At 66.4% G+C, this 23,537-nt stretch carries 19 protein-coding genes; 9 read left to right on the top strand and 10 right to left on the bottom strand.

Features of this window, described 5'->3' with window-relative positions; translation table 11 throughout:
* Positions 1 to 142 precede the first annotated feature (142 nt).
* The 3 genes from AC6LJY_RS16705 to AC6LJY_RS16695 are packed head-to-tail and all read right to left on the bottom strand — an operon-like array spanning position 143 to position 3,554.
* Entirely contained in the window at positions 143 to 886 is a 744-nt protein-coding gene (locus AC6LJY_RS16705; protein ID WP_046804777.1) for a GntR family transcriptional regulator, read from the bottom strand.
* Positions 887 to 890: 4 nt separating this feature from the next.
* Positions 891 to 2,510, bottom strand: coding sequence for an AMP-binding protein (locus AC6LJY_RS16700; RefSeq protein ID WP_498136381.1), 1,620 nt, complete (start codon positions 2,508 to 2,510; stop codon positions 891 to 893).
* A 3-nt stretch (positions 2,511 to 2,513) separates the two neighbouring features.
* Entirely contained in the window at positions 2,514 to 3,554 is a 1,041-nt protein-coding gene (locus AC6LJY_RS16695) for a cyclase family protein (protein WP_498136380.1), read from the bottom strand.
* A gap of 146 nt (positions 3,555 to 3,700) precedes the next feature.
* Here AC6LJY_RS16695 and AC6LJY_RS16690 point away from each other — a divergent pair, with 146 nt between their 5' ends.
* Positions 3,701 to 4,696 carry a Bug family tripartite tricarboxylate transporter substrate binding protein gene (locus AC6LJY_RS16690; protein ID WP_498136379.1) on the top strand — a complete coding sequence of 332 codons (996 nt, stop codon included), beginning with the start codon at positions 3,701 to 3,703 and terminating at the stop codon, positions 4,694 to 4,696.
* Positions 4,693 to 5,415, top strand: a complete 723-nt coding sequence (locus AC6LJY_RS16685) for an SDR family oxidoreductase (RefSeq protein WP_104144898.1) — start codon at positions 4,693 to 4,695, stop codon at positions 5,413 to 5,415. Before AC6LJY_RS16690 ends, AC6LJY_RS16685 begins: the two co-directional genes overlap by 4 nt.
* A 68-nt stretch (positions 5,416 to 5,483) precedes the next feature.
* Here the strand turns inward: AC6LJY_RS16685 and AC6LJY_RS16680 are convergent, their stop codons facing one another.
* Positions 5,484 to 5,930: a hypothetical protein gene (locus AC6LJY_RS16680; RefSeq protein ID WP_498136378.1), complete on the bottom strand. Its 447-nt coding sequence runs from the start codon at positions 5,928 to 5,930 to the stop codon at positions 5,484 to 5,486.
* Positions 5,927 to 6,814 (bottom strand): GlxA family transcriptional regulator, encoded by an 888-nt coding sequence (locus AC6LJY_RS16675; protein ID WP_498136400.1) that lies wholly within the window; start codon positions 6,812 to 6,814, stop codon positions 5,927 to 5,929. Before AC6LJY_RS16675 ends, AC6LJY_RS16680 begins: the two co-directional genes overlap by 4 nt.
* 90 nt (positions 6,815 to 6,904) lie before the next feature.
* On the opposite strand from AC6LJY_RS16675, the gene AC6LJY_RS16670 reads away from it, so the two are divergent.
* On the top strand, positions 6,905 to 7,582 hold the full coding sequence (locus AC6LJY_RS16670) for a DJ-1/PfpI family protein (protein ID WP_314357140.1): 678 nt from the start codon (positions 6,905 to 6,907) through the stop codon (positions 7,580 to 7,582).
* A 12-nt stretch (positions 7,583 to 7,594) separates the two neighbouring features.
* Here AC6LJY_RS16670 and AC6LJY_RS16665 read toward each other — a convergent pair whose 3' ends face one another.
* Entirely contained in the window at positions 7,595 to 8,077 is a 483-nt protein-coding gene (locus AC6LJY_RS16665; RefSeq protein WP_046804771.1) for an Lrp/AsnC family transcriptional regulator, read from the bottom strand.
* Between the two features lie 142 nt (positions 8,078 to 8,219).
* Here AC6LJY_RS16665 and AC6LJY_RS16660 point away from each other — a divergent pair, with 142 nt between their 5' ends.
* Entirely contained in the window at positions 8,220 to 8,843 is a 624-nt protein-coding gene (locus tag AC6LJY_RS16660; protein WP_314357144.1) for a LysE family transporter, read from the top strand.
* 69 nt (positions 8,844 to 8,912) lie between these two features.
* On the opposite strand, the gene AC6LJY_RS16655 is transcribed toward AC6LJY_RS16660, so the two are convergent.
* Both AC6LJY_RS16655 and AC6LJY_RS16650 read right to left on the bottom strand, forming a co-directional pair.
* On the bottom strand, positions 8,913 to 10,811 hold the full coding sequence (locus AC6LJY_RS16655) for an ABC transporter ATP-binding protein (protein WP_046804769.1): 1,899 nt from the start codon (positions 10,809 to 10,811) through the stop codon (positions 8,913 to 8,915).
* A 353-nt stretch (positions 10,812 to 11,164) separates the two neighbouring features.
* Entirely contained in the window at positions 11,165 to 12,097 is a 933-nt protein-coding gene (locus tag AC6LJY_RS16650; protein WP_498136377.1) for a LysR family transcriptional regulator, read from the bottom strand.
* Positions 12,098 to 12,250: 153 nt separating this feature from the next.
* On the opposite strand from AC6LJY_RS16650, the gene AC6LJY_RS16645 reads away from it, so the two are divergent.
* Positions 12,251 to 14,902 carry a penicillin G acylase gene (locus AC6LJY_RS16645; RefSeq protein WP_498136376.1) on the top strand — a complete coding sequence of 884 codons (2,652 nt, stop codon included), beginning with the start codon at positions 12,251 to 12,253 and terminating at the stop codon, positions 14,900 to 14,902.
* Here the strand turns inward: AC6LJY_RS16645 and AC6LJY_RS16640 are convergent.
* Positions 14,874 to 18,641, bottom strand: coding sequence for an ABC transporter ATP-binding protein/permease (locus AC6LJY_RS16640; RefSeq protein ID WP_498136375.1), 3,768 nt, complete (start codon positions 18,639 to 18,641; stop codon positions 14,874 to 14,876). The genes AC6LJY_RS16645 and AC6LJY_RS16640 overlap by 29 nt on opposite strands.
* A gap of 93 nt (positions 18,642 to 18,734) precedes the next feature.
* Between AC6LJY_RS16640 and AC6LJY_RS16635 the strand changes: the two genes are divergently transcribed.
* On the top strand, positions 18,735 to 19,739 hold the full coding sequence (locus tag AC6LJY_RS16635; protein ID WP_485802260.1) for a LysR substrate-binding domain-containing protein: 1,005 nt from the start codon (positions 18,735 to 18,737) through the stop codon (positions 19,737 to 19,739).
* 107 nt (positions 19,740 to 19,846) lie between these two features.
* Positions 19,847 to 20,311 carry a DUF4952 domain-containing protein gene (locus AC6LJY_RS16630; RefSeq protein WP_498136374.1) on the top strand — a complete coding sequence of 155 codons (465 nt, stop codon included), beginning with the start codon at positions 19,847 to 19,849 and terminating at the stop codon, positions 20,309 to 20,311.
* A gap of 138 nt (positions 20,312 to 20,449) precedes the next feature.
* On the opposite strand, the gene hutG is transcribed toward AC6LJY_RS16630, so the two are convergent.
* A complete protein-coding gene (gene hutG / locus AC6LJY_RS16625; protein WP_219990468.1) occupies positions 20,450 to 21,253 on the bottom strand; it encodes an N-formylglutamate deformylase in 804 nt (267 codons plus the stop codon).
* A 410-nt stretch (positions 21,254 to 21,663) separates the two neighbouring features.
* Between hutG and AC6LJY_RS16620 the strand changes: the two genes are divergently transcribed.
* Positions 21,664 to 22,347: a MarC family NAAT transporter gene (locus AC6LJY_RS16620; protein WP_046804762.1), complete on the top strand. Its 684-nt coding sequence runs from the start codon at positions 21,664 to 21,666 to the stop codon at positions 22,345 to 22,347.
* Positions 22,348 to 22,372: 25 nt separating this feature from the next.
* Positions 22,373 to 23,344 carry an Lnb N-terminal periplasmic domain-containing protein gene (locus tag AC6LJY_RS16615; RefSeq protein WP_498136373.1) on the top strand — a complete coding sequence of 324 codons (972 nt, stop codon included), beginning with the start codon at positions 22,373 to 22,375 and terminating at the stop codon, positions 23,342 to 23,344.
* The last annotated feature ends 193 nt before the right edge of the window (positions 23,345 to 23,537 follow it).

Genomic DNA, 23,537 nt, shown 5'->3' with positions numbered 1-23,537 from the left:
TTGTGCCGGATCATGTGAAAACCTGCTGGCGCCTTGATGGCGCTCTGGCTTTTTGGGGCGGGCCGCGAAAGTGGCGTGGACGGGGATGGGCTCCTTGGGCGATGGGGGCGGGGGCGGGGGGGGGCGTGGGGGCGTTGACCCGTCAGCGCTGGGCCAGCAAATCGAATTCCATCCGCACCTTGCGAAACGGAAATTCCAGCCGCGCGAAATACACCACGCGACCGTCGATGCAGGCGTAGCGACGCAGCTCCGCCACCGGAGACGACACGGGAATCTGCAAGGATTCGGCCGACTCCTGGCCGGCTTCAATCACGTTCAACACCTGGCGCGCTTCGGTGATGCGAGTGCCGTAGAACTGGTCCAGCACGGGCGCCACGGTGCTTTTCTGAATGCGGGTGCGATGCTTGCGAAACAGTCCGCTTTCCAGGAACACTTCGCTGTAGCAAAAGGGGCCGGCATCCGTCGTGTGCACGCGCCGCAAATACTGGAACAACCCGCCGCGGTCGGCCTCGCAAGGCATGCCCAGCGTGTCGGGCAGTGGCGAGTCGGCGCTGGATTCCACCAGCGACACCGTGCCCAGCTGGTTGCTCAGTTCCACGGTTTCGGCCCAGGTCTTGGGTATCAGCAGCGTGGGCGTTTCCGGTAGTTCGGCGTTGACGAAAGTGCCCGAGCCGCGTGAACGCCGGATCAACCCGTCCTGCTCCAGCAGGCCGAACGCCTGCCGGATGGTCGCCCGCGAAATGCCATAGGTTTCCATCAGCGATTCCAGCGGTGGAATCTGTTGGCCCGGCCGCCAGGTTCGATTCTGGATATGGCTGCGAAACAGCGCCGCCGCTTGCAGGTAAAGCGGCTGGGGGCTGCGCGAAAAAAGCTTGCGGGCGGGCATGGGGTCAGGGCGCGGGCGGTGAGGAAGGATCCGAGAGCATAGCGTTTGCCATGTCGCGCAGCCGATGTTTCTGGATCTTGACCGAATTGGCGCTTTCCACCGAGGGAAAGGCGTCCAGCACCGTGTAGCCCACCGGCACCTTGAAGCCGGCCATCGCCGCCTTGCAGGCAGCGGTCCAGGCGGCGGGATCGGCGTGCGCGCCGTCTTGCAGCAGCACAAAGGCGTAGGGCACGAATTTGCCGTGGCGCGTGGCGCCCACCACCTGGCAGGCGCGCACGCCGGGCAGCGTTTCAACCACCTGTTCGATTTCCACCGGGTTCACCAGAAAGCCCGATAGCCGCAGCGAATCGCCCATGCGGGTCTGGAACACAAACTGGCGCTCGGTCAGGGTGTAGCCCAGGTCGCCCGTCTTGAAATAGCCGTCGGCGGTGACGGCGTTGCGCGTTGCATCCGGGTTGTCCAGATAGCCTTGCATCAGGCTGGGCGACAGGATTTCGATCTCGCCCGATTGGCCGTGCGGCAACACTTGGCCGCTGTCGGGGTCGCGGGCGCGCACGCGGGCGTCCCGATAGATCAGGGTGCCGCCGGGCTGATGCCGCGCGGCCACGTCGCCTTCGGCCGGATCGCGGGGCTGGCCCGCCACCAGCGCGATCAGCTCGCTGGAGCCGTACAGGCCGGTCAGCGGCACGCCCGCCTGGCGCGCCAGGTCCAGCATGTTGTCCAGCGCGGGGGTAAAGCTGGCAAAGCCGAACAGCCGCGCGGACGTGAAAGCGCTGGCCGGCGCCGCCTGCATCATGCCCACCAGCGCCTCGTTGTTGGCATAGGTGTGCGTGACGGCATGGCGCGCGATGGCGTCGGCCGATTCGGCTGCGTTGAACACGGGCGCGCACACGACCGGCACGCCGCGCGCCAGGCCGCCCACCAGCGTGGCAAAACCGAACGCGCCGCAGAACGGTGCGCTGGCCAGGATGCAGCTGTCGTCGTCGTATTCGAAAGCGTCGGCCACCGTCGCGCCGTGGCGCAGCAACGTTTGCTGGTCGTGCAAAACAAATTTGGGTTTGGACGTGGTGCCGGACGTGGTGAAGCAAAGCACCCCGGCGTTGCCGTGCGGGGAAGGGAACGGGGCCTGGGTGGCGAGCAGGTCGGCATAGCGATGCGCGGGCTTGCCGTGCAGGGACGCGGAGCGGGCGCCCGCGTCGGATTCGGCAATGGCCACGACCCCTTGCAGGCGCGTCAATTCCTGTGGGGGCACATCGGCCAGAATGCCCGCGAAATCGATGCCCTTGAATCCCGGCCAGAACACCAGCCAGTCGGCCTGGCCTCGTCCCAATATGTCGGCCACTTCCAGCGCGCGAAAGCGCGTGTTGACGGCCAGCACCAGCGCGCCCAGATGCGCGCACGCCAAAAAGGACTCCACCCAGGCGGCGCAGTTGGGCAACCACACCGCCACGCGGTGGCCGGGGCGCACGCCGATATGCGCCAAGCCCGCCGCCAACGCGCGGCTTTGATCGCGTAGCTGGCGCGCGCTGATCGGCACGTTCTGGTCGATCAGCAGCGGGGACTCGGGGCGGCTGCCAACCAGCGCGTCCAGGTGCTCGGCAAAGGTCGAAAAAGGCGGCGTCATGGCTTACACCGTGGCAATGGGCGTTACCGGCGAGCCCACCGCGCCGGGCATGCGCAGCGGCGGGGCGGTCAGCAGGAAACGGTTGCGCCCGTTGGCGTGCAGCCAGTCGGCCAGGTCCTTCAAGTACCAGAGCTCGGCCAGCGGTACGCCAAGCTTGAAGAGGCAATGGTGATGCAGCGGCAGGATGGAATGGCCGGGGCCGGACGTGCGCGCCGGATACGATTCCACCGCGTAGTTGTCGGCGCAGATGGCGGCTACGCCGCTGCCGCTGATCCAGTCCAGCAAGGCGCTGTCGGCGCCGTCCAGCACCGCGCCGGTCTGTTCCAGCGCGTGCGGGTCGGGCTGGCCGTTCATCTCGATTAAACGGTCGGCAAAACCGGTGCGCAGCACCAGCATGTCGCCCGTTTCCACCTGCACCTTTTGTTCGCGCATGGCCGCTTGCAGCTGCTCATGGCCGACCAAGGTGCGACCTGGGCCGAACGCGCGTTGCAGGTCCACCAGCACGCCACGCCCCTGCATGCCCTTTTCGGCATAGCGGCTGACGCTGAGCTTGCGCGCAAACGAGCCGCCCGGCGGGCAGCAGGCATCGGTAGCGGTATCCGGGTCAGCGCCGCCAAACACGTCCACGCCCGCAGCGTAGCCGTTGTAGTAGACGCGGCGCGCTTCGCCGTCGCCCTGGATGTCGAACAAGGCGCCGACGTGGCACAGGCCATCCCACTGCGTGGAATATTGCATCGACAGCGTGACCTGGTCGTCGGACAGCACGTCGACGGCCTCGGGCTGCAACTGCGACATCGCAAAGTTCAGGTACGGCGTGCCTTCACGGAACGTGGGTTTCAGCGTGGGCGCATGGCGGCGGGGATTGAGCACGTTGCCGCCGGGCAGGTCCAGCGGCAGCGACAGGCAGAACACCTTGCCCGCGCGCACTTCGCGCACCGCCTGCAAGACCTTTTCCTCGGTCAGCAGGTTCAGCCGGCCCAACTCGTCGTCCGGGCCGAAGTCGCCCCAGGTGGATCCTTCCGGGCGTTGCGTCCAACGTTTCATTGCTTGTCTCCTATCCGATTTCTATGTTTTTATAACTATAGTACGTATTTACGTACTTTGAGCAGGCGCCGTCACTAGCTGCCGTTTTCGCCGCCGTTCAATTCAAAAGAAATCCGCAAACAGCGGGTTCGACAGGAGACAAGTTCATGACCCAATCCGTTTCCCCGCGCGCCGGGCGGCGCCGGCTGACGCTGGCCGCCCTGGCGTTGTTGGCGTTGCCCGTGGCGCATGCCGCCGGCTATCCCGACCACCCCGTGACCGTGGTGGTGCCGTATCCCCCGGGCGGCGGCGCCGATATCTTCGGCCGGGCCATCGCCAACGCCTTGCAGCCCGGGCTGAAGCAGACAGTGCTGGTGGAAAACAAGCCCGGCGCGGGCGGCAACATCGGCATGGCTCATGTGGCGCGCGCCAAGCCAGACGGCTACACGTTGGGGCTTGGCACCATCGGCACGCAGACCATCAACCAGTTCCTGTACAGCAACATGGCGTTCGATCCCGAGCGCGACCTGGTGCCGATTGCCCTGGTGTCCACTACGCCCAATGTGATTGCCGTCAGCGCAAAGTCGCCCTACAAGACGGTGGCCGACATCATCCGCGCCGCCAAGCAATCGCCCGACAAAAAACTGACCTACGCATCGCCGGGCATCGGCTCGTCGGTGCACCTGACCGGCGCGTACTTCGAAGCGATGGCGGGCGTGAAGATGTTGCACGTGCCGTTCAAGGGCACGTCGGCGTCGCTGCCGGCCGTGGCGGGCGGGCAGGTGGACCTGCTGTTCGACAACCTGCCCGGCGCGCTGGCGCAGATCAAGGACGGCAACCTGGTGCGCGGCGTGGCCGTGACGTCGGCCGAACGCGACGCGTCGGTGCCTGATCTGCCGACCGTTGCCGAATCCGGCCTGCCCGGTTTCGACGTGACGGCGTGGTTCGCCTTGTATGCCCCGCGCGACACACCGGCGCCGGTGGTCAAGCAGCTGATCGAGGCCGCGCGCAGCGGTTTGCAAAGCGCGGCCGTGGCTACCAATTTCGCCACCATGGGCGCAAAACCCGGTACGCTTTTCGGCCCCGACCTGGCCGCCTTCGAACGCGCCGAGCGCAAGAAATGGGGCGGGCTTATCAAAGACCAAGGAATCACCGCGCAATGAACACGCCCATCGCACTTGTCACCGGCGGTAGCCGCGGCATCGGCCGCGCCATCGTCGCCCGCCTCCTTAATGACGGCTATCAGGTCGTCAATTTCAGCCGCCGTCCGCCCGACGCCGTGCTGCCGGGCGAGACCTTCCGTTCGGTCGACCTGGGCGATGCGGCCGCCACCCGCCAGGCCGCGCAAGCGCTGGCGGCCGAGCGCCGTGTGCTGCACCTGGTGAACAACGCCGGCATGATCCAGGTGGCGGATATCGCGGACGTGACCGAGGCCGATCTCCAGCGCACCCTGGCCTTGAACCTGACCGCGCCCGTGCTGCTGCTACAGGCGCTGCTGCCCGCGATGCGCCAGGCCAAGTACGGGCGCGTGGTCAATATCGGCAGCCGCGCGGCGCTGGGCAAGGGCGGGCGCACGGTCTATGGCGCGTCCAAGGCCGGGCTGGCCGGCATGACGCGCACCTGGGCACTGGAGCTGGCGGCCGACGGCATCACGGTCAACACGGTGGCGCCCGGGCCGATCGCCACCGAATTGTTCAACCAGTCCAACCCCCCGGGGGCGCCGAAGACGCTGGCCCTGGAAGCCTCCATTCCCGTGCAGCGGGTGGGTCAGCCGGAAGAGGTCGCGCACAGCGTCGCGATGTTCCTGGACCGGCAGGCGGGGTTCATGACCGGGCAACTGCTGTATGTCTGTGGCGGGATGTCGGTGGGCCTGGCGGGCTGACGCGGGTCGGGACGTCGGGGCCGTCGGGGTCGCGACGCTGCGCGGTATCCGGCAGCGGTGCGCGCAGCCTATTGCGGCTTCCATACGCGGCCATCCGTGGAACGGAACCGGCCGCCGGTGGCGCAGCATCCGCCCGCGCCCATCGCCATTTCGCCGATCTCGGCTTCCACCATCTTGCCCACGCGGCTTAACGACTGCCGCTGGCAGTCCATGAACGATGGGTAGAACTCGGGTTCCAGCACCTTGGTCCAGCGGCGCGCGCCGGATGTACTTTCCGGATCGGCTTCGTTCAGGTAGACCTCGCAATCATTGACGATCAGGTGCACCGGCTGGCCGTTAAGGTCGCCCTTGAACTCGCGGTTGGGCGTCAGGTCTTTGAACAGGCGCTGTTCCAGGGTCAGCTTGGGCGGGCCGGCGGGGTCGTCGCAACCGGCCAGCAGCGGCAGGGCAAGGCCCACGGCCAACAGCGCAAGGGCACGGCGCAAGGGCTTGCAAGGGACAGCGGGTGTGGTCATGGAGCGGGCCTGTTGTGGAGTGGCCCGACAAATCGTCGGACCGATTTTTTCGACATCTTACCGGTCGCCTGCAACGCGCCGGCGCGCTCTTGGCGCAGCCGCCGCAGCACTTCGGTGGGCGCCACGCCGAAGTGCGCGGCAAATTTTCGCTGGAACGTGCGGCGCGACATATGGCAGGCATCGGCCATGTCGTCCACCGTCCAGCGCGCCGACAGCTTTGCCTCGATCTTCTCGACCAGGTCCCGGAACGGCGCGGACACGCGGTCCTGCAAGCGCAGCGTCTGGCTGTATTGGCGCTGATCGCCATCGCGCCGCATGAAGACGACCAGGCGGCGGGCCACTTGCTGCGATAGCGCCGCGCCAAAGTCGCGTTCGATCAGCGCCAGCGCCAAGTCGATACCCGCCGTCACCCCCGCCGACGTCCAGTACTTGCCGCTTTCGATAAAGATGCGGTCGTCTTGCACGCGCAACGCCGGGTACATCAGCCGGAGTCGGTCCGCGGATCGCCAATGCGTGGTGACCGCGCGGCCATTGAGCAGGCCGGCGGCGGCCAGCACGAAGGCGCCCGTGCAAACGCTGCACGTACGCGGGGCAAGGGCGTCGCGGCGTCGCAGCCAGGCCATGGTTTCGGCGTGGGCGCTGGCGCGGTCCACCCCCGGGCCGCCCGGCACGAACATCATGTCGATCGGTGCATCGGCATCGTGTTCGAAGGTGCCATCCACCTGCATGCGCAGCCCCTGTTCCCAGGTGGCGACCACCGGCGTTGCCGCGATGGTGCGCAGTTGGTAGAGCGGTTTGCCGGCCTCTTCGTTGGCGGACGTGAATGCCTGCCACGGGCCGGCCAGGTCCAGCGGCTGAAAGCCGTCGTACAGCAGGAACAACACGCGTTGTGGCGCAAATTCATCCGCTTCTGGCGCACCGGCGCGGGCGCGTCCGCCTATGCTGGACGCTGGCGTTTTCAAGGGAGCATCGTCATGCATGTGAATTTTCTCTTGTTCGAAGGGCTGACCCAGCTGGATATGACCGGGCCCTACGAGGTCTTGGCGAACGCGCCGGGCTTCACGGTGGATTTTGTCGCAAAAACGCGTGATCCGGTACGGTGCGATCGCGGCTTGCAGTTCGTGCCCACGCAAACGCTGGCGTCGGCGCGGCAATGCGACCTGCTGGTGGTGCCGGGCGGGCCGGGCACGGATGATGCCATCGTGGACGCCGATTGGGTGGCCTTCACGCGGCAGCAGGGCTTGGCGGCGCGCTATGTATTCGGCATCTGCACCGGTTCGTTGTTGCTGGGCGCGGCGGGGTTGCTGCGCGGCAAGCGGGCGTCCAGCCATTGGCGCGCGCGCGAACTGCTGTCGCGGTTTGGCGCAGTCCCCAGCGAAGAACGTCTGTGCGTGGACGGCAACACCTATACGGCCGGTGGCGTCACGTCGGGCATCGACATGGGCTTGAAGGTGGTGGCGGCGCTATGCGGCGAAGACGTCGCCAAGCTGATCCAGTTGCAAATCGAGTACGACCCCAAGCCGCCGTTTCCCGGCGGCACGCCGGCCACCTCCGAGCCCGCCGTGGTCCAGCGTTATTTGTCGATGTCGCAGGCGCGCTTTGACCGTCGCGCCGCGCGCGTGGATCAGGCGGCGGCGAACATGCCGCCGTGAAAACAGGCGGGGCTACTTGCTCAGGTGGTCCAGCGGAAGCGGGCTTTGCGGTTTAACGGTTTGAATGGCGAAGTTGCTGCGGATGTCTTTCACGCCGGTCAGCTTCAATAGCGTGCCCAGCAAAAAGCGCTCGTAGCCGCGCAGGTCCGGCACCACCACTTGCAGCAGGAAGTCGGACTCGCCCGATACCAGGTGCGCCGCAATGACTTCGGGCAGGGCGCTGACTTCCTTGCGGAACTGCTCGGCGTCGCGCTCGTGGTGTCGCTCGACCTTCACCCCGACGAACACCGTCAGGCCCAGGCCCACTTCATCAGGCGCCAGCCGCGCTTCGTAGCCCTGGATGACGCCCGATTCTTCCAGCATGCGCACGCGCCGCAGGCAGGGCGATGGCGACAGGCCAATCTGCTCGGCCAGCTCTACATTGGTCAGGCGGCCGTTCTTCTGCAAGGCCTCTAGAATGCGGCGATCGTAGGCATCCAGTTCGTGTTTTGGCATAGGTGATGGAAATTGGAGGATGTATTGGCTTGATGTGCCAATAATCATAGTTCCCTTGGCATGAATCGCAAGCACATGCCAGCCCGATTTCCCTAGAATCACCGCATTAAAGAGCATGCGTGGGAGCGCGGATATGGCCGATATGGCGTTGTTTCTTGGGGCTTTGCTGGTTGTATACGTGGTGCCCGGCCCGGACATGATCCTGTTGCTGGAAACCGGCGTGCTGCGCGGGCGCGGGCAGGCGCTGGCGGTGGCGGTCGGGCTGGCCATTGCACGCGCCGCCCACGTTACCTTGGCCGCGCTGGGGCTGGCGGCCTTGTTCAAGACCCATCCCTGGGCCTTCGACGCCGCGCGCACGGTGGGTGGGTGTTATCTCATGTGGTTGGGCGTGAAGCTGTTGCGGGCCAAGCCGGTCGTGCTTGACGCCACTGGCGGGCAGGCGGCGCGCGGCAAGGGCCTGGGCGCCGCCTTGCTAAGCGGCGTGTTGACCAATGTGCTCAACCCGAAGGCCCTGCTGTTTTGCTCGGTGCTGTTGCCGCAATTCGTGTCGCCCGCGCAGGGGGCCATCGGGCAACAGTTTGCGGTGCTGGGCGTCATTCTCGTCAGCTTGGGGCTGACGTTCGATGTGATCTGCGCCTTGGCGGGCGGGGCGGTGGGGCGCTGGATGTCTGCCAGCCCCCGCGCCCAGAAAGTGCAAAGCGTGGTCTTCGGCACGGCGCTGATCGCCTTCGGCCTGCGCCTGACCTTCGCGCAGCGCCCGGCGTGATGCCGGCAGGGGCGGACGCCAGGCATTGGCCAGACGCCCATCCCCAACCGCACGCCGCGTCCTGCTCGTTTACTTGCCGAACGCAAACTCCCCGGCGTCCACGTCGTCGTTGTCCACCTGCTCTTTCACGGGTGGGGGCGTGGCGCCGTCTTGCAGCATTTCGGCCGGCGTCATGCCCTTGGTCAGTTCCAGGGCCTGGCGTTCGAACAGGCGCCGGTACAGGCCACCCTTCAAGCGGATCAACTGATCATGGCTGCCTTCTTCAATGATGCGGCCATGATCCATCACCAGCAGTCGGTCCAGCGCGCGCACCGTCGACAACCGGTGCGCCACCACCAGCGTGGTGCGGCCCACCATCAGGCGGTCCATGGCCTGCTGGATCAGTACCTCGCTTTCGCTATCCAGGCTGGAGGTGGCTTCGTCCAGGATCAGGATGGGCGAATCCGCCAGGAAGGCCCGCGCAATGGCCACGCGCTGGCGCTCGCCACCCGACAGCTTCACGCCGCGCTCGCCCACCAGCGTGTCGTAACCCTTGGGCAGCGACATGATGAAATCATGCGCGCTGGCCAAGCGGGCGGCCTTCTCGATCTCGGCCTGCGTGGCGCCCGGACGGGCATAGGCGATGTTCTCCGCCAACGTGCGGTGAAACAGTACCGGGTCCTGCTGCACGATCGCGATCTGGCTGCGCAGCGACGCCTGCTTCACCTGGGCAATGTCTTGCCCGTCGATCGTGATGCGGCCTTCGTTGACGTCATACAGGCGCTGGATCAGCTTGATGAACGTGGTCTTGCCCGACCCGGAATGCCCCACCAGCCCGACGCGTTCACCCGGCGCGATGCGCGCCGAGAACTTGTCGTACAGCGGCGTGTTGTGCGCGCCATAGCGGAACGTCACATCTTCAAAGCGGATCTCGCCCGCGCTGACGCGGATGGCGCCCGCGCCCGGCCGGTCGGCCACGCCCAGGGGCTGGCGTTCCATCGCCACCAGTTCTTCCATGTCGTTGACCGAGCGTTGCAGGTTGCGGATGTGCATGCCCACGTCGCGCAGATAGCCTTGCAGCACGAAGAACATCGTGAGCGTGAACGTGATGTCGCCCACCGTGGCCTGGTTGCGCGACCACAGCAGCAAGGAAGCGCCCAGGATGGCCGCCTGCATCGCCACCAGCATCGCGCCCTGGATGCCGCCGTTCAGCGTGGCGCGTACCCAGGTGCGGCGCGTGCGGTTGCGCCACTTGTTCACCACGCGGTCCAGGCGTACTTCTTCGCGCGTTTCGGCGCCGAATGCCTTGACCACCGCGTTGCAGCTGACGGCGTCCGCCAGCGCGCCGCCCATGCGCGTGTCCCAGGCGTTGCCCAGGCGCGCGGCCGGCGCCACATAGCCCAACGACAGCGCCACGGTAACGGCGATGTACAGCACCGAGCCCAGCCCAACCACCAGCCCCATCACCGGCCAGTGCGCGCCCAGCAACGCCGTTGCCCCCACCAGCATCACCACCGACGGCAACAGCGCGATCAGCAGCGTGTCGTTCAGGATGTCCACGGCCCACATGCCGCGCGTGATCTTGCGCACGGTGGAACCCGCGAAGCTGTTGGCGTGCCAATCCGTCGAGAAGCGCTGCACCCGATAAAAGGCGTTGGACACGATGCCGTTCATCATCTTCAACGTAAACGTGATGATGTTCTGGAACACCGCCTGACGCAGCAGCGTGCCGCCCACGCCCAGCGCCACCAGCAGCCAGAAGGCGGTGATGGCGGCGCTCCAGGCCAGCGCATCGCCGGACGAGCCGGACGCCACGGCGTCGACCAGGCGGCCGGCATACATCGGCGTCAGGATGTCGGCGACGGCCGACAGCAAGGCCAGCAGCACGATGACGAGCGTGCGCCACGGCTGGAAGGCCCAATGCCGAAAGGTAAAGCCCAGGACGTCCTTGAAGGCCTGTCCTCGTAAGTCGATTTTTTTTCTAGCCATAACAATGGCCTGGCGGCACAAGACACGCCAGGATGTCCTTGTGATGAAAGCGGGGATGACATGCCGGGCGCAATGAGCGCCGGCGACTGCGTTTATGTTTTTGGGGCGGGCACGGAGGACCAGTCGCTAGGTAACGGTCTAGCGATGGGTCCGCGCGGGCGACGACTTAATGGCGTCGCGGGGACACGCGCGGGACGGCGTACGGCATGGGGTGATTCATCATGCGGCCTCCCTGGCGGTAAGTGAAGTGAGTGAAAAAGAAATGGGCAAACGCCCGAATTGCTGATTCTATAGAGATGAGTTAAGGGAATCAACGGGGCGCCGCGCGCGCGGGCCGCCGATGTGGGTTTTTTTCAACGCGGGCGGCTGCGTGGCCGGAAGGCGGCGAAGCCGGCCCAGCATTGCTGCGTGAAGTCGTACAGCGCATCTTGCGCCGTCAACGGCGTGCGCCCGGCCAGGCGCGCCAGCACGTAATGGCCTTGGCGCTGCGGGTCGGGCGGCAAGGGCACTTCGACAAGCCGCCCGGCCTCTTGTTCGCGCTGCGTCACGCAGATCACGCCCAGCAGCAGCGTGTCGGTATGCAGCGCCAGATCCACCAGCGGGTCCAGGTTTTCGCAACGCAAGGTGACCATCTGCTCGGGCGCGCCACCCGGACCCAGCGTCTCGGCTAGCCGCAGCGAGACCTCGGGGCTCAACGTGCTGGACGCCACCGGGTACTGCCGCACGTGCTCGATACCAACCTGCTTGTGCGCCAGGATGGGGTGGCCGGGGCGGCACACCATGCCCGCGCGCAGCGGCGCCAGCGGGCGCGCGTCGATGTCGGCGGCGTCATACAGCATGCGCGCATCGCACACCATGGCGTCGATGCGTTCCGCCCGCAGCATGTCCAGCAACGCGGCGGTGGCGCCCAGTTCGACGCCGACGCGCACCTGGGGGCGATTGGCGGCCATGTGCGCCAGAAAAGGCGACAGCAGCAACGAGGCCGGCGTGGGGCTCAGGCCGATGGTCAACGTGCCGGAATCGCCACTGTGCAGCGCCTTGAGTTCGCGTTGCAGCTCGGCTTCTTCGAAGCGCATGCGACGCGCGCGTTCGGCCACGCAAGCGCCATAGGGCGTCAGGTGGACCTGGCGGGTGCCCCGGTCCAGTAGCGGCAAGCCCAACTCGGCCTCCAGCGCCTGGATGCTGCGGCTTAATGCGGGCTGCGACAAGTTCACCTTTTGCGCCGCCAACGAAAAAGTGCCGTATTCCACCACCGCCAGCAGGTGTTTAAGCTTTTGAAAATCCATAACCTTTCCGCATCAAAGTCATGACATAAATGCATTGGCATTATAAGTAATGCCTTCTTATCATGGTCCCCGACGGCGCCCGACAGAGGCGCCGCATCCCGCGCCTGGGCACTCGCACGATGGGCGCGGCTTATCAATTCGGAGACAGATTCAATGAAGCAGCATTTGTTGTCGGCCGCCATCCTGGCGGCCTGCGCCAGCGTGGGCGCGGCCCCGGCCCTGGCCTTGGAAACATCCCGGAACGCGAATTCCGCCCAGCCTGCCATGCAAGGCTCGGCGCCCGTATCCGCCACCGGCGGCCAGGCGTCCCACGCTGCATCCAAGGCCGTCACCATCCGCCGCGATGGCTACGGCATGCCGCACGTGTACGCCGACACGGTCTACGGCCTGTTCTATGGCTACGGCTACGCGGTGGCGCAAGACCGCTTGTTCCAGATGGAGATGGCGCGCCGCAGCACGCAGGGGCAGGTTGCTGATGTGCTGGGCGAAAAAATGGTGGCGTTCGACAAGTCCATACGCGGCAATTTTTCGCCCGAACGCATCCAGCGCCAGCTGGCCGCGCTGCCCGATTCCGAACGCCAGATTCTGGACGGCTATGCCGCCGGCATGAACGCGTGGATCGCGCGCGTGCGCGCCCAGCCCGACACGCTGATGCCCAAGGAATTCAACGACCTGCAATTTCAGCCGATCAACTGGACAGCCTATGACGTGGCCATGGTGTTCGTGGGCACCATGGCCAACCGGTTCTCGGATGCCAACAGCGAGGTCGACAACCTGGCCCTGCTGACCGCCTTGAAGGACAGGCACGGCGAGGCGCGCGCGATGCAGATCTTCAACCAGCTGCGCTGGATGACCGATAGCCGCGCGCCCACGACCGTGCCCGAAGAAGAGGGCGTGTATCAGCCGGGAGCCCCGTCGGCCGCGGCGCCGGCACCGGCCAAGCTGTCGTATGCCTTGCCGCGCTACGACGGCACACCGCCCATGCTCGAACGCGTGGCGCGCGACCCGCAGACGCGCGGTGTGCTGTCCGATACGCACACCGACAACGCCACCGACCCCGCCGCCGATGCACCTGCCCGCATGCTGGCGCAGTTCGCCGAATCAGGCCAACCCGGCATCGCCGGCTTTCCCACCACCAGCAATATGTGGATCGTGGGTCGCGAGCACGCCAAGGACGCCAGGTCCATCTTGCTGAACGGCCCGCAATTCGGCTGGTGGAACCCCGCCTACACCTACGGCATCGGCCTGCACGGCGCCGGGTTCGACGTGGTGGGCAACACCCCGTTCGCCTATCCCAGCATCCTGTTCGGCCACAACGCCCATGTCACCTGGGGCTCGACGGCCGGCTTTGGCGACGACGTGGACATCTACGCCGAAAAGCTCGACCCCGCCGACCGCACCCGTTATTTCCATGACGGCCAATGGAAGACGATGGAAAAGCGCACCGAGCTGATCCCGGTCAAGGGTGGCCAACCGGTGCTGATGGACGTGTACCGCACGGTGCACGGCATCGTCACCAAGTTCGACGACAAGCAGCATGTGGCCTACGCCAAGGCGCGCGCGTGGGAAGGTTACGAGCTGCAATCGCTGATGGCCTGGACGCACAAGGCGCAGGTGCGCAACTGGGGCGAATGGAAGCAGCAGGCCGCGCGCCACGCGTTGACCATCAACTGGTACTACGCCGACGATCGCGGCAATATCGGCTACGCCCACACCGGCTTTTATCCCAAGCGCAAACCCGGCCACGACCCGCGCCTGCCCGTACCGGGCACCGGCGAAATGGACTGGGACGGCATGCTGCCGTTTGCCACCAATCCGCAGGTCTACAACCCGCGCCAAGGCTTCATCGGCAACTGGAACAACCAGCCCATGCGCGGCTATCCGTCCACCGACTTGTTCGCCATCGTGTGGGGCCAGGCCGACCGCTACGCCGAAATCGAAACGCGTCTGAAGGCCATGACGGCCAACGGCGGCAAGGTCAGCGCGCAGCAGATGTGGGACCTGATCCGCACCACCAGCTACGCCGACGTGAACCGCCGCCATTTCCTGCCATTCCTGCAACGCGCGGTGGCGGGCCTGCCGGCCGATGATGCCCGCGCCAAACTGGTGGCAGGGCTGACCGCCTGGGACGGCATGGGCACCAGCGATAAGCAGCCGGGTTACTACGACAACGTCGGCCCGGCGGTGATGGACGCGTGGCTGCGCGCCATGCTGCGCGCGACCTTGGCCGACGACATGCCGGCCGATTTCTTCAAGTGGTACGGCGCCACCGGCTATCCCACACCGGCCGCGCCGGCCGTGGGTTCGCTGAACCTGACGGTGGGCGTGAAGGTGTTGTTCAACGCGCTGGCCGGCCCCGATGCCGGCGTGCCGCAAACGTACGACTTCTTCAACGGCAAGCGCCCCGAATCCGTCACGCTGGCCGCGCTGGACGATGCCCTGGCCACCTTGCAAAAGACCTATGGCCAGGACCCGGCCGCGTGGCGCATTCCGGCCGCGCCGATGGTGTTTGCGCCCAAGAACTTCCTGGGCGTGCCGCAGGCGGACGACAAGGCGGTGCTGAGCTTTCCGTCCACCCAGAACCGGGGCACCGAGAACAACATGACGGTGTTCGACGGCAAGGGCGTGCGCGCGGTGGATGTGGTGGCGCCGGGGCAAAGCGGCTTTGTCGCCCCGGACGGCACAGCGTCCGTCCACTCGCGCGACCAGTTCGACATGTACCGGGACTTCGGCAGCAAGCGTGTCTGGTTCACGCCCGCCGAAGTGCGCGCCAACGCTAAGTCGGTAGAGACGTTGCGCTACTGACCGCGTAGCCGCCCTGGTGGCTTGCCAGGCGCGCATAAGCCCCTTGCCTGGCAAGCAATTGGTCGTGCGTGCCGGCCTCGGCCAGCGTGCCCCGGTCCAGTACCAGGATCAGGTCGGCATTGCGGATGGTGGACAGGCGGTGCGCAATGACCAGTGTTGTGCGGTGCTGCATCAGCGCATCCAGCGCGCCTCGCACCTGTAGCTCGGACAAGGTGTCCAGGTGCGAGGTCGCTTCGTCCAGAATCAGCACGGGCGCATTTTTCAGAAAGGCGCGCGCAATCGAGATGCGCTGGCGCTGGCCGCCGGATAACTGCATGCCGCGCTCGCCGACGGGCGTTGCCAGGCCGTCGGGCAGTTGCTTCACGAAGTCGGTCAGCGCCGCCTGGTCCAGCGCGCGCGCTACCTCGTCGGGCGTGGCCTCGGGGCGCGCCAGCCGGATGTTTGCCTCCAGCGTGTCGTTAAACAGATACGTGTCCTGCGTGACCAGCGCCACGCGGTCGCGCAGACCGTCCAGTTGCAGTTGGCGCACGTCCATGCCGTCCAGCTTGACCGCGCCCAGGCGGGGGTCCCAGAAGCGCAGCAACAGGCTGGCCACCGTGCTTTTGCCCGCGCCCGATGCGCCCACGATGGCGACCGTGGCGCCGGCCGGCACCTTGAAGCTAAGGTCCTTCAGCGTGTCTTCCTCTTTGCCCGGATACGCGAAGGTCACGTGTTCAAACGCCAGCGCCAGACCGTGCGTGGCCACGGGCGGCGACAGCGGTCCGTCGGTCACGGGCTCGGGTTCGTTGCTGACCACATGCAGCCGGCGCGTGGCCGCGATGGTGTCCGCCAACTGGCGGCTGACTTGCGAAATTTCGGAAACGGGCAGGAAGGTCGCCATGGCGATCAGCACCAGCAGGGGCAGCATCCCGGCCGACAAGGCGCCGGCTGACACCTGTAATGCGCCCACCACCGCCACCGCCAACCCGCCCAGGCCCATCGCCACTTCAAACCAGGCGTTCTGCTTTGACAGGTCCCGCAGGATGGCAAGGCGGCGGACGCGGTAGGCGTCGGCCACTTTCAGGAACTCTCCACGGCGGCGGCCGGTGGCCTGGAATGCGGTCAGGTCGGCCAGACCCTGGATGGTGTCCGTGGCGTGCGCGCTCATTTCGCCCAAGGCCTGGCGCGCCTTGTCGCCCAGGGCGTCCACATGACGGCGGCCGCGCACCGGCGAGACCAGCGCGTACGCCAGAAAGGGCAGCAGCGCCAGCGCCACGGGCCAGCTGTAGACGGCCAAAAAGCCCAGCACCGACAGCGGCACCAGCACCGACACGATGGCCGGGGCGATGGTGTGCGCGTAGAAGTACTCGACCATTTCGACGTCCTGCGTCGCCAGCGCTACCAGGTCGCCAGAACGGCGCTGCAACAGATAGGCGGGCGCCAGCCGTTCCAGCTTGTCGAAAAGCTTGACGCGCATGTCGGCCAGCAACTGATACGCCATCGCATGCGCCAACCACGACTCCAGCCAGTGGAACAGCGCGGCCAGCGGCGCGCAGACCAGCAGGCCGGCGACCAGGCCGCCAATATCGCGGCCATCGCGGATAGCGGCCACGATCAGGGCGCTGAATACGCCAACGCCGATAAAGGCCGCCACGCGCGCCACGCCCAGCAAGATGGTGGCGGTCAAGGTGCCACGCCATGGCCGGACCACGGCCAACAAGGTGCCCAGCGTGGCGCGCCAGCCGACCTGTTCGGCGTCGGCGTCCAGCGGGCGCAGGGCAGGGCCCTGGGCGCGGTCGTCGTTGTCTTGCAGGGATTTGGCGGCGTCGGCCGTGCGGGTGTTGGCGGTGTCGACGGGGGCGTCAGCGGTTGCGTTGACGGACGCGTCGTTCAGCGCGTTGAGGGGCGTGTTGATCGATGCCACCGCCACCCCGGCCGAAGGACTCTCATGCGCTTCGGCCTGTTCGTGCATCAGCCGGTAATACAGCCCGCGCTGCTGCATCAACTGCGCGTGCGGGCCGGCTTCGACAATGCGCCCGTGGTCTAGCACCAGGTTGCGATCGGCCCCGATCACGCTGGCCAGCCGATGCGCCAGGATCAGCGTGGTGCGGCCCGCCATCAGGCGGTCCAGCGCCTGTTGGATCAGCGCTTCGTTTTCGGTGTCCACCGACGACAGCGCTTCGTCCAGGATCAGGATGGGCGCGTCGCGCAGCAGGGCGCGGGCAATGGCCACGCGCTGGCGCTGGCCGCCCGACAATTGCAGGCCGCGCTCGCCGATGCGCGTGGCATATCCGGCGGGCAGCGCCATGATGAAGTCATCGATATTGGCGGCGCGGGCGGCGGCGCGCACCTGTTCATGCGTGGCGTCCGGCCGACCCAGCCGCAGGTTGTCGTCGATGGTGCCGTGAAACAGCGTGATGTCCTGGCTGACCAGCGCGATCTGCGACAGCAGCGTTTGCGTGTCCAGCGTGTTCACGTCGTGCCCGCCGACGCGGATAACGCCCGTCTGCGGCACGCATTCGCGCAGCAGCAGGCGCACGATAGTGGACTTGCCCGCGCCGCTTGGGCCGACCACGCCAACGCGTTCGCCGGCCGCGATGGTGAACGCCAGCCCCTGATGCGCGGGGCGTTCGGGCGTGTAGGCAAACGCCACGTTGTCGAATTCGATGGTGGGCGCCAGCTTGCCGGATGTGGGCGGCGCGGCAACAGGGTGGCCACCTTGCGCGCCGTCTCGGGCCACGGACGCGGGCACGGAAGCCGACACGGACACAGGCACGGACACAGGCACGGACACAGGCACGGGCGTAAGCGGTTGCGCATCCATCAGCGCATGGATGCTGACGGCGGCGGATTGGCCCAGCATGCCGCGATGCAAGACCGAGCGCAGGTCACGCAACGGCCGGAAGATCTCGGTGCCGGCCATCAGCACGATCAGCAGCGCTTCCACGCTCATGTCGCCAGCGGCCACGCGCCACGCGCCCAGGGTCAGCGCCAGCGCGGCGCCCAGCGCCACGCCCAGATCGCTGATGCCGCGCGTCAGCAAGCTGACGGACAACACCCAGAATGTGTTGTCGGACAAGCTGCGGGCGCGCGCGGCCAAACGCCGGCCCCACGCCTTGCCCTGACCATAGGACTTCAAGGTGGGCAGGCCTTGCACCGCATCCAGGAAGTCTTCGCCGAACGCATTCAGCGCGCGGGTGCGCGCCTGGCTGGCGCGCCGGTCCAGCATGTGCACGGCCATGGGGCCGAACAGGGCGAACAGCGCCGCCGCCAGAAACACCAGCGCCGTGGGCACGTCCCAGAATGCAATCACGGCAAAGATCGCGAAGGGTGCGACGGCCGCGATGGCCACTTGCGGCAGGTACTGGCCGAAAAACGTTTGCAGCTGCTCGACGCCATCGACCACCGTCAGCATGACGCCGCCGGTGCGCTGGTTGGCAAACCACGCGGGTCCGAGCGCGACGATACGGTCATACAGCTTGCCGCGCAGGCTTTGCTGGATCTGGGCCGATGTGTGGTTGGCCTGCACGGTGCGCCAGTGGTCGAACAGCGCGCGCAGCAGCACCATCGCGCCCACGCACAGCGCGGGCGTGATCCAGTCTTGCCAAGGGGCGCCGTTGAACACGCGGGCCAGCAGCTGGCCCAGGAAGACATAACGGGCAATGCCCGCGCCCAGCGCCAACAGGCCCAGGAAGATGCCGCCCGCCATGCCGGCGCGCAACCCCGCCGTCATTCGCCACAATCGAGAGTCGAAATACATATCAGTGCTCCATCCAGAGCCAGCATGGTCGCTGATCCGACGGCTTCGCGATAGCGAGTGTTTTTCAATCATGGGTTGAGATAAACTCAACCGATGCCCGATCAGCCCAGCCACACGCCACCCCTGGCGGCCCTGCGCGCCTTTGAAGCCGTTGCCCGCCTGGGCAGCCTGAGCCGCGCCGCCGCCGAACTGCATGTCACCAAGAGCGCGGTCAGCCATCAGCTGCGGTCGTTGGAGGCGGATCTGGGCGTGCCGCTGTTGCGACGGGGTGGCACCGTGCGCCGTGCTGAAACCACCCCGGCGGGCAGCGAGCTTCTGGTTTCCGTACAACAGGCCTTGACCCTATTGGACTCCGCCTGCCGCCAGGTTCGCGCCACGGCGCGAGGCAAGCGCCGCTACACGCTGAACGTGTCGGCCAACCCGTCGCTGGCGGCGCTGTGGCTCGCGCCGCGCATCGGCCGCTTCATCGAACTGCACCCGGACATCGGCGTGCAGGTCTATCTGCACGCCAGCCAGGATCCCGCCTGGAAAAGCCAGGATATCGACCTGGCTTTTCTACACGTGCGCACCGGCGGCCCGCATGTGGCCGAGGCCGGCGACATCGCGCTGATGACCGAAACCGTGGTGCCCGTGTGCAGCCCGGCCCTGATCCCCGAAGCCGACCGCAACGACCCGCGCGTGTTCCTGCGGCATCGCTGGCTGGAGGAAAAGCACATCGATAGCCCGGAAACGGACTGGCGAACCTGGAGTCCGCGCCTGGGGCTGGCTGACTCCGATTGGCAGGAACCGATGGTGCTAAGCGGGCTGAGCACCGTCGTGGCCGCCGCCGCCGCGGGCGTGGGCATCGCCTTGGGACGCGCGCCGCTGATCGACGAAGACCTGGCCAGTGGCCGGCTGGTGCCGCTGGTGCCGCAATTGCGGATGCCGGGGTCGTGGGGCTATGTCATGCGCGTGCACGCCAACCGTCCCATGGACGCATCGCTACCCGCGCTGGTGGAATTCCTGGCCGAGGAAGGGCGCGGCAAGGTCGACGCGCAGAATCATGGTGTTCCGCCCGGCTTGCGCGCGGGGGATGTGGCGGACGCCGCAAGGACATGACGATGAGATGGATTGGGTATGGGACCGGGCCGGGTCGCGCGGGTGTGGCAGGCGTGTGTCTGGGGTTATGGCTGAGCGTTGCGGCTGGCGGGGCAATGGCTGCGGGGGTGACGTCTGCCGCAGCGTCGGCTGCCGCAGCGTCGACCGCGGGGGCTTCCGGGGCCACGCTGGCACGGTGGGAAGCCGATGACCGGGCTGCCGGCATCGCGCCGCCCGACACGCCGTGCCAGGACTTTCTGCAAACCCTGGGCAGAAAGCCCGACTATCTTGAATACCTGGGCTGCGAGCAGGACGACGATTCCTACATCCAGCCGATGCGGGCGAACTACCGCGTCAGCGGTTCATCCGCCGTCAAACTGGAGGCCTATCTGATGCAGGCATTCGGCATGCCCGCGCTGGAATACGTCTGCTGCGGCTGGGCCAGCCCGGCGCCGTTTGCCTGGCGCGCGGGACCCGGCGGCGTCGCCTACGACATCGGCATGGGCGTCGAAACGCCACGCTTGCCGCGCGCACAGTGGGACCAGATTCCCGGCTTCAACGTCAGCGTCGGCATCGTCCGCAAAAGCCCCTAACGCCTGTCCGACGTCGGCGTCAGGCGCGCGCAGCCCGCGGCGCCACATCCCGTGCATGGGATGGGCCGGCTGCGCACGCCGGCCAGGCGCGCGGGCCGGGGCTGATTGCGCTGCTTTAGTTGGTAGGGCTCTTGGGGCTCATCCCCGGCGCGCCGTCGTCTGCTTGAGCGCAGCGCCGACCATCGCCTGCACCACCGGGATGACCTTGTCGGCTAGATCCGGGCGGTAGCCGTAGGGGTACGTTTCGTCCATGTAGGTGGACTGGCACATTTCCAGTTGAATGGCATGCACGTTGTCGGCCGGCGAACCGTAGTGGCGCGTGATGTACCCGCCCTTGAAGCGGCCGTTCACCGCCCAGGTGTAGTCCTTGCAGGTGTCCAGTTGCGCCTGCACGGCGGCCAGGATGTCGGGCGCGCAGGCCGCGCCATCGGACGTGCCGATGTTCAGGTCGGGCAGCTTGCCTTCGAACAGGCGCGGCAGCACGCTGGCGATGGAATGCGCTTCCCACAGCAGCACGGTGCCGTGCTCGGCCTTGATGCGATCCAGCTCGCTGCGCAGCTGGGCGTGATACGGCTGCCAATAGGCTTGCAGGCGGTGTGCGCGTTCGGCGTCGGTCAGCACGCCTTCGTTCTGGTACAGCGCTTCGCCGCGAAAGGTCTGCGTCGGGCACAGGCCGGTTTTGGTCTGGCCGGGATACAGGCTTTCATCGTTGGGCGGGCGGTTCAGGTCCACCACGTAGCGCGAATAACGCGCGCCCAGCACCGACGCACCCAGCGCCTGGGCAAATTGGTACAACGTGTCCAGATGCCAGTCGGTGTCGCCGGACTGCAAGGCCAGCGGCGTCATCTGCGGGCGCTGCGCGTCGGGAATCTGGCTGCCAAGGTGGGGAATGGAGATCAGCAGCGGGGCGGTGCCACGGCTGAAATGGAAAAGATCGCTCAAGGGAAAACTCCGGGGTCACAAAATAAAGGTGCGGCAAATGCGTCGGCCGCGGTGTGGCGCCTATATGTAGGGCGCTTTGATGTGGCGCCCTTGCGTTGCGCCTGTGTTCAGCGCCTGTGTTCAGCCCATGTGTTTCGCGCCTGTTTAGCGCCTGTATCCTGGGCAACGCACGCCACCGCGACAATTGCAGCAGTTTAATAGACGTTGATAATCAGAAAGTCGTGAAGCAGATCGGTGTGAGGCGGGCTGCCATTGCGCCCGGCATTGCGCCCGGCGTTGCGCCAGGCATCGCGCCCGGCATCGCGCCGAACGCGGCCGGAAGTGTGTAAGGTAGCGGGCACTGCATGATTGAACCGTCGCGCCCGGCAAGGCGCCTGTCGCGAATTGCGCGTCCTTTTATCGGGAGTTCCATGATTGATGACCTGATCCAACTGGGCAAGCTGATCAGCCTGGGTCTGGCGCTGATGCTGCCGTTGGCCAATCCGCTGACTTCCATGACGCTGCTGCTGTCGCTGGGCGCGCAGATTCCCTACAAGGAACGCGAACGCCAGGTTACGCAAGCGGCGTTTTACGTGGTGGGCGTGATGCTGGTCACCTACTACGCCGGCGCGTGGATCATGCATACCTTTGGAATTTCGATTCCCGGACTGCGCATCGCGGGCGGCCTGATCGTGGTCAGTATCGGCTTCAGCATGCTGTTTCCGCCCGCTGAGCCGCGCACGCTGGCCGCCGAAGCCGCTGCCGACGCACAGACACGGCAAACGCCCAACATCGCCTTCGTGCCGCTGGCCTTGCCGGGCACGGCGGGGCCCGGCACCATCGCCATGATCATCAGCGGCGCGGCCTCGGTGGACGCAACCATCACGCCGCAATACGCGCCGTGGGTCGTTGCCGTGACGCCGGTCATCGTGTTCGCGCTGCTGGGCCTGTTGTTCTGGGTGTGCCTGCGATCAGCGGGCCGTATCGTCGCCGTGATCGGGCAAAGCGGCGTTGAGGCCATTTCGCGCGTCATGGGCTTTTTGCTGGTGTGCATGGGCGTGCAATTCGTCATCAACGGCGTTATGGAAATCGTGGGCGTTCATGCCGGTGGCTAAGAGGGCGGTGCGCAGGGCGGCGGCCATGGCGGGACGTGTGTTGCTGTCCTTGCTGTTGGCGGGGTCAGCGTTGTGGGGATGCCTGGCGCTGGCCTATCAGGCGCCCGGCGGCAACTGGGGCAAGGGCGCTGCGGGCGTCGCATGGACGGCGCTTTGCGTGGTGGCGATGGTGGCCGTGTGGCGGGCAGCACCGTGGCGACGGCGCGCGGGCTGGGGCTACGTAGTCGGGCTGGCGTTGCTGTGCGCCTGGTGGCAAACGCTGGCACCCTCCAACGACCGCATCTGGGCCGACGACGTGGCCCGCATGTTGCGCGGGTCCGTGCAAGGTTCCGTCGTCACCCTGCAAAACGTCCGTAATTTCGATTGGCGCGCGGACGACGACTACACCGTCCGCTGGGAAACGCGCCAATACGATCTGGACCAGCTCGTGTCCGTTGACATGGTGCTGTCGTACTGGGACGGCCCGGCCATTGCCCATACGCTGGTGTCCTTCGGCTTTGCCGACGGCCGCCACGTTGTTTTCTCGGTTGAAATCCGCAAAGAACGCAGCGAGCAATTCTCGGAAATCGGCGGCTTCTTCAAGCAGTTCGAACTCAGCGTCGTGGCCGCCGAAGAACGCGACATCCTGTATGTCCGTGCCGGGCCGCGTGGCGAAAACGTCTACCTGTACCCGGTCCACATGCCGCCGGACGCCATGCGCCGGCTGTTCGTGTCCTACGTGGACACGGCCAACGCCCTGACCACCACGCCGCGCTTCTATCACACGGTCACCGCCAACTGCACCACGCTGGTCTATCACATGGTCAACGCCATCGTGCCCGGCCTGCCACTGGATTACCGCCTGCTGCTGTCGGGCTACCTGCCCGAATACCTGTATGAACAGGGCGGCCTGGACCCCAGTGTGCCGCTGGACGCGCTCCGCAAGCGGGCGGCGGTGGGGGCGGTGACGACGCCGGAGGAAGATCCGGTGGCGTTTTCGAGGCGTATTCGGCGCTGAACGGCAGCACGGTGGCGTTTTCGGCCCAGCGGTATACACCTGTTTCTCGCAATTACGGAACAGTGTTTTCCAGTGAGCATTTCACGCCAATTTCACGCTTGTGCAGTAAATTACCTTCCAGCTGCGGCAGATGTTAGTTTTCTGAACGCGATCTTTCATCCGGTATCCGAACCGGTAGGTTTTTAAGGAGTGC

It is taken from the genome of Achromobacter sp. RT286_PF, from assembly GCF_059760425.1.
The sequence above is the reverse complement of the archived record's forward strand: the minus strand, read 5'-3'. Positions and strand labels throughout refer to the sequence as shown.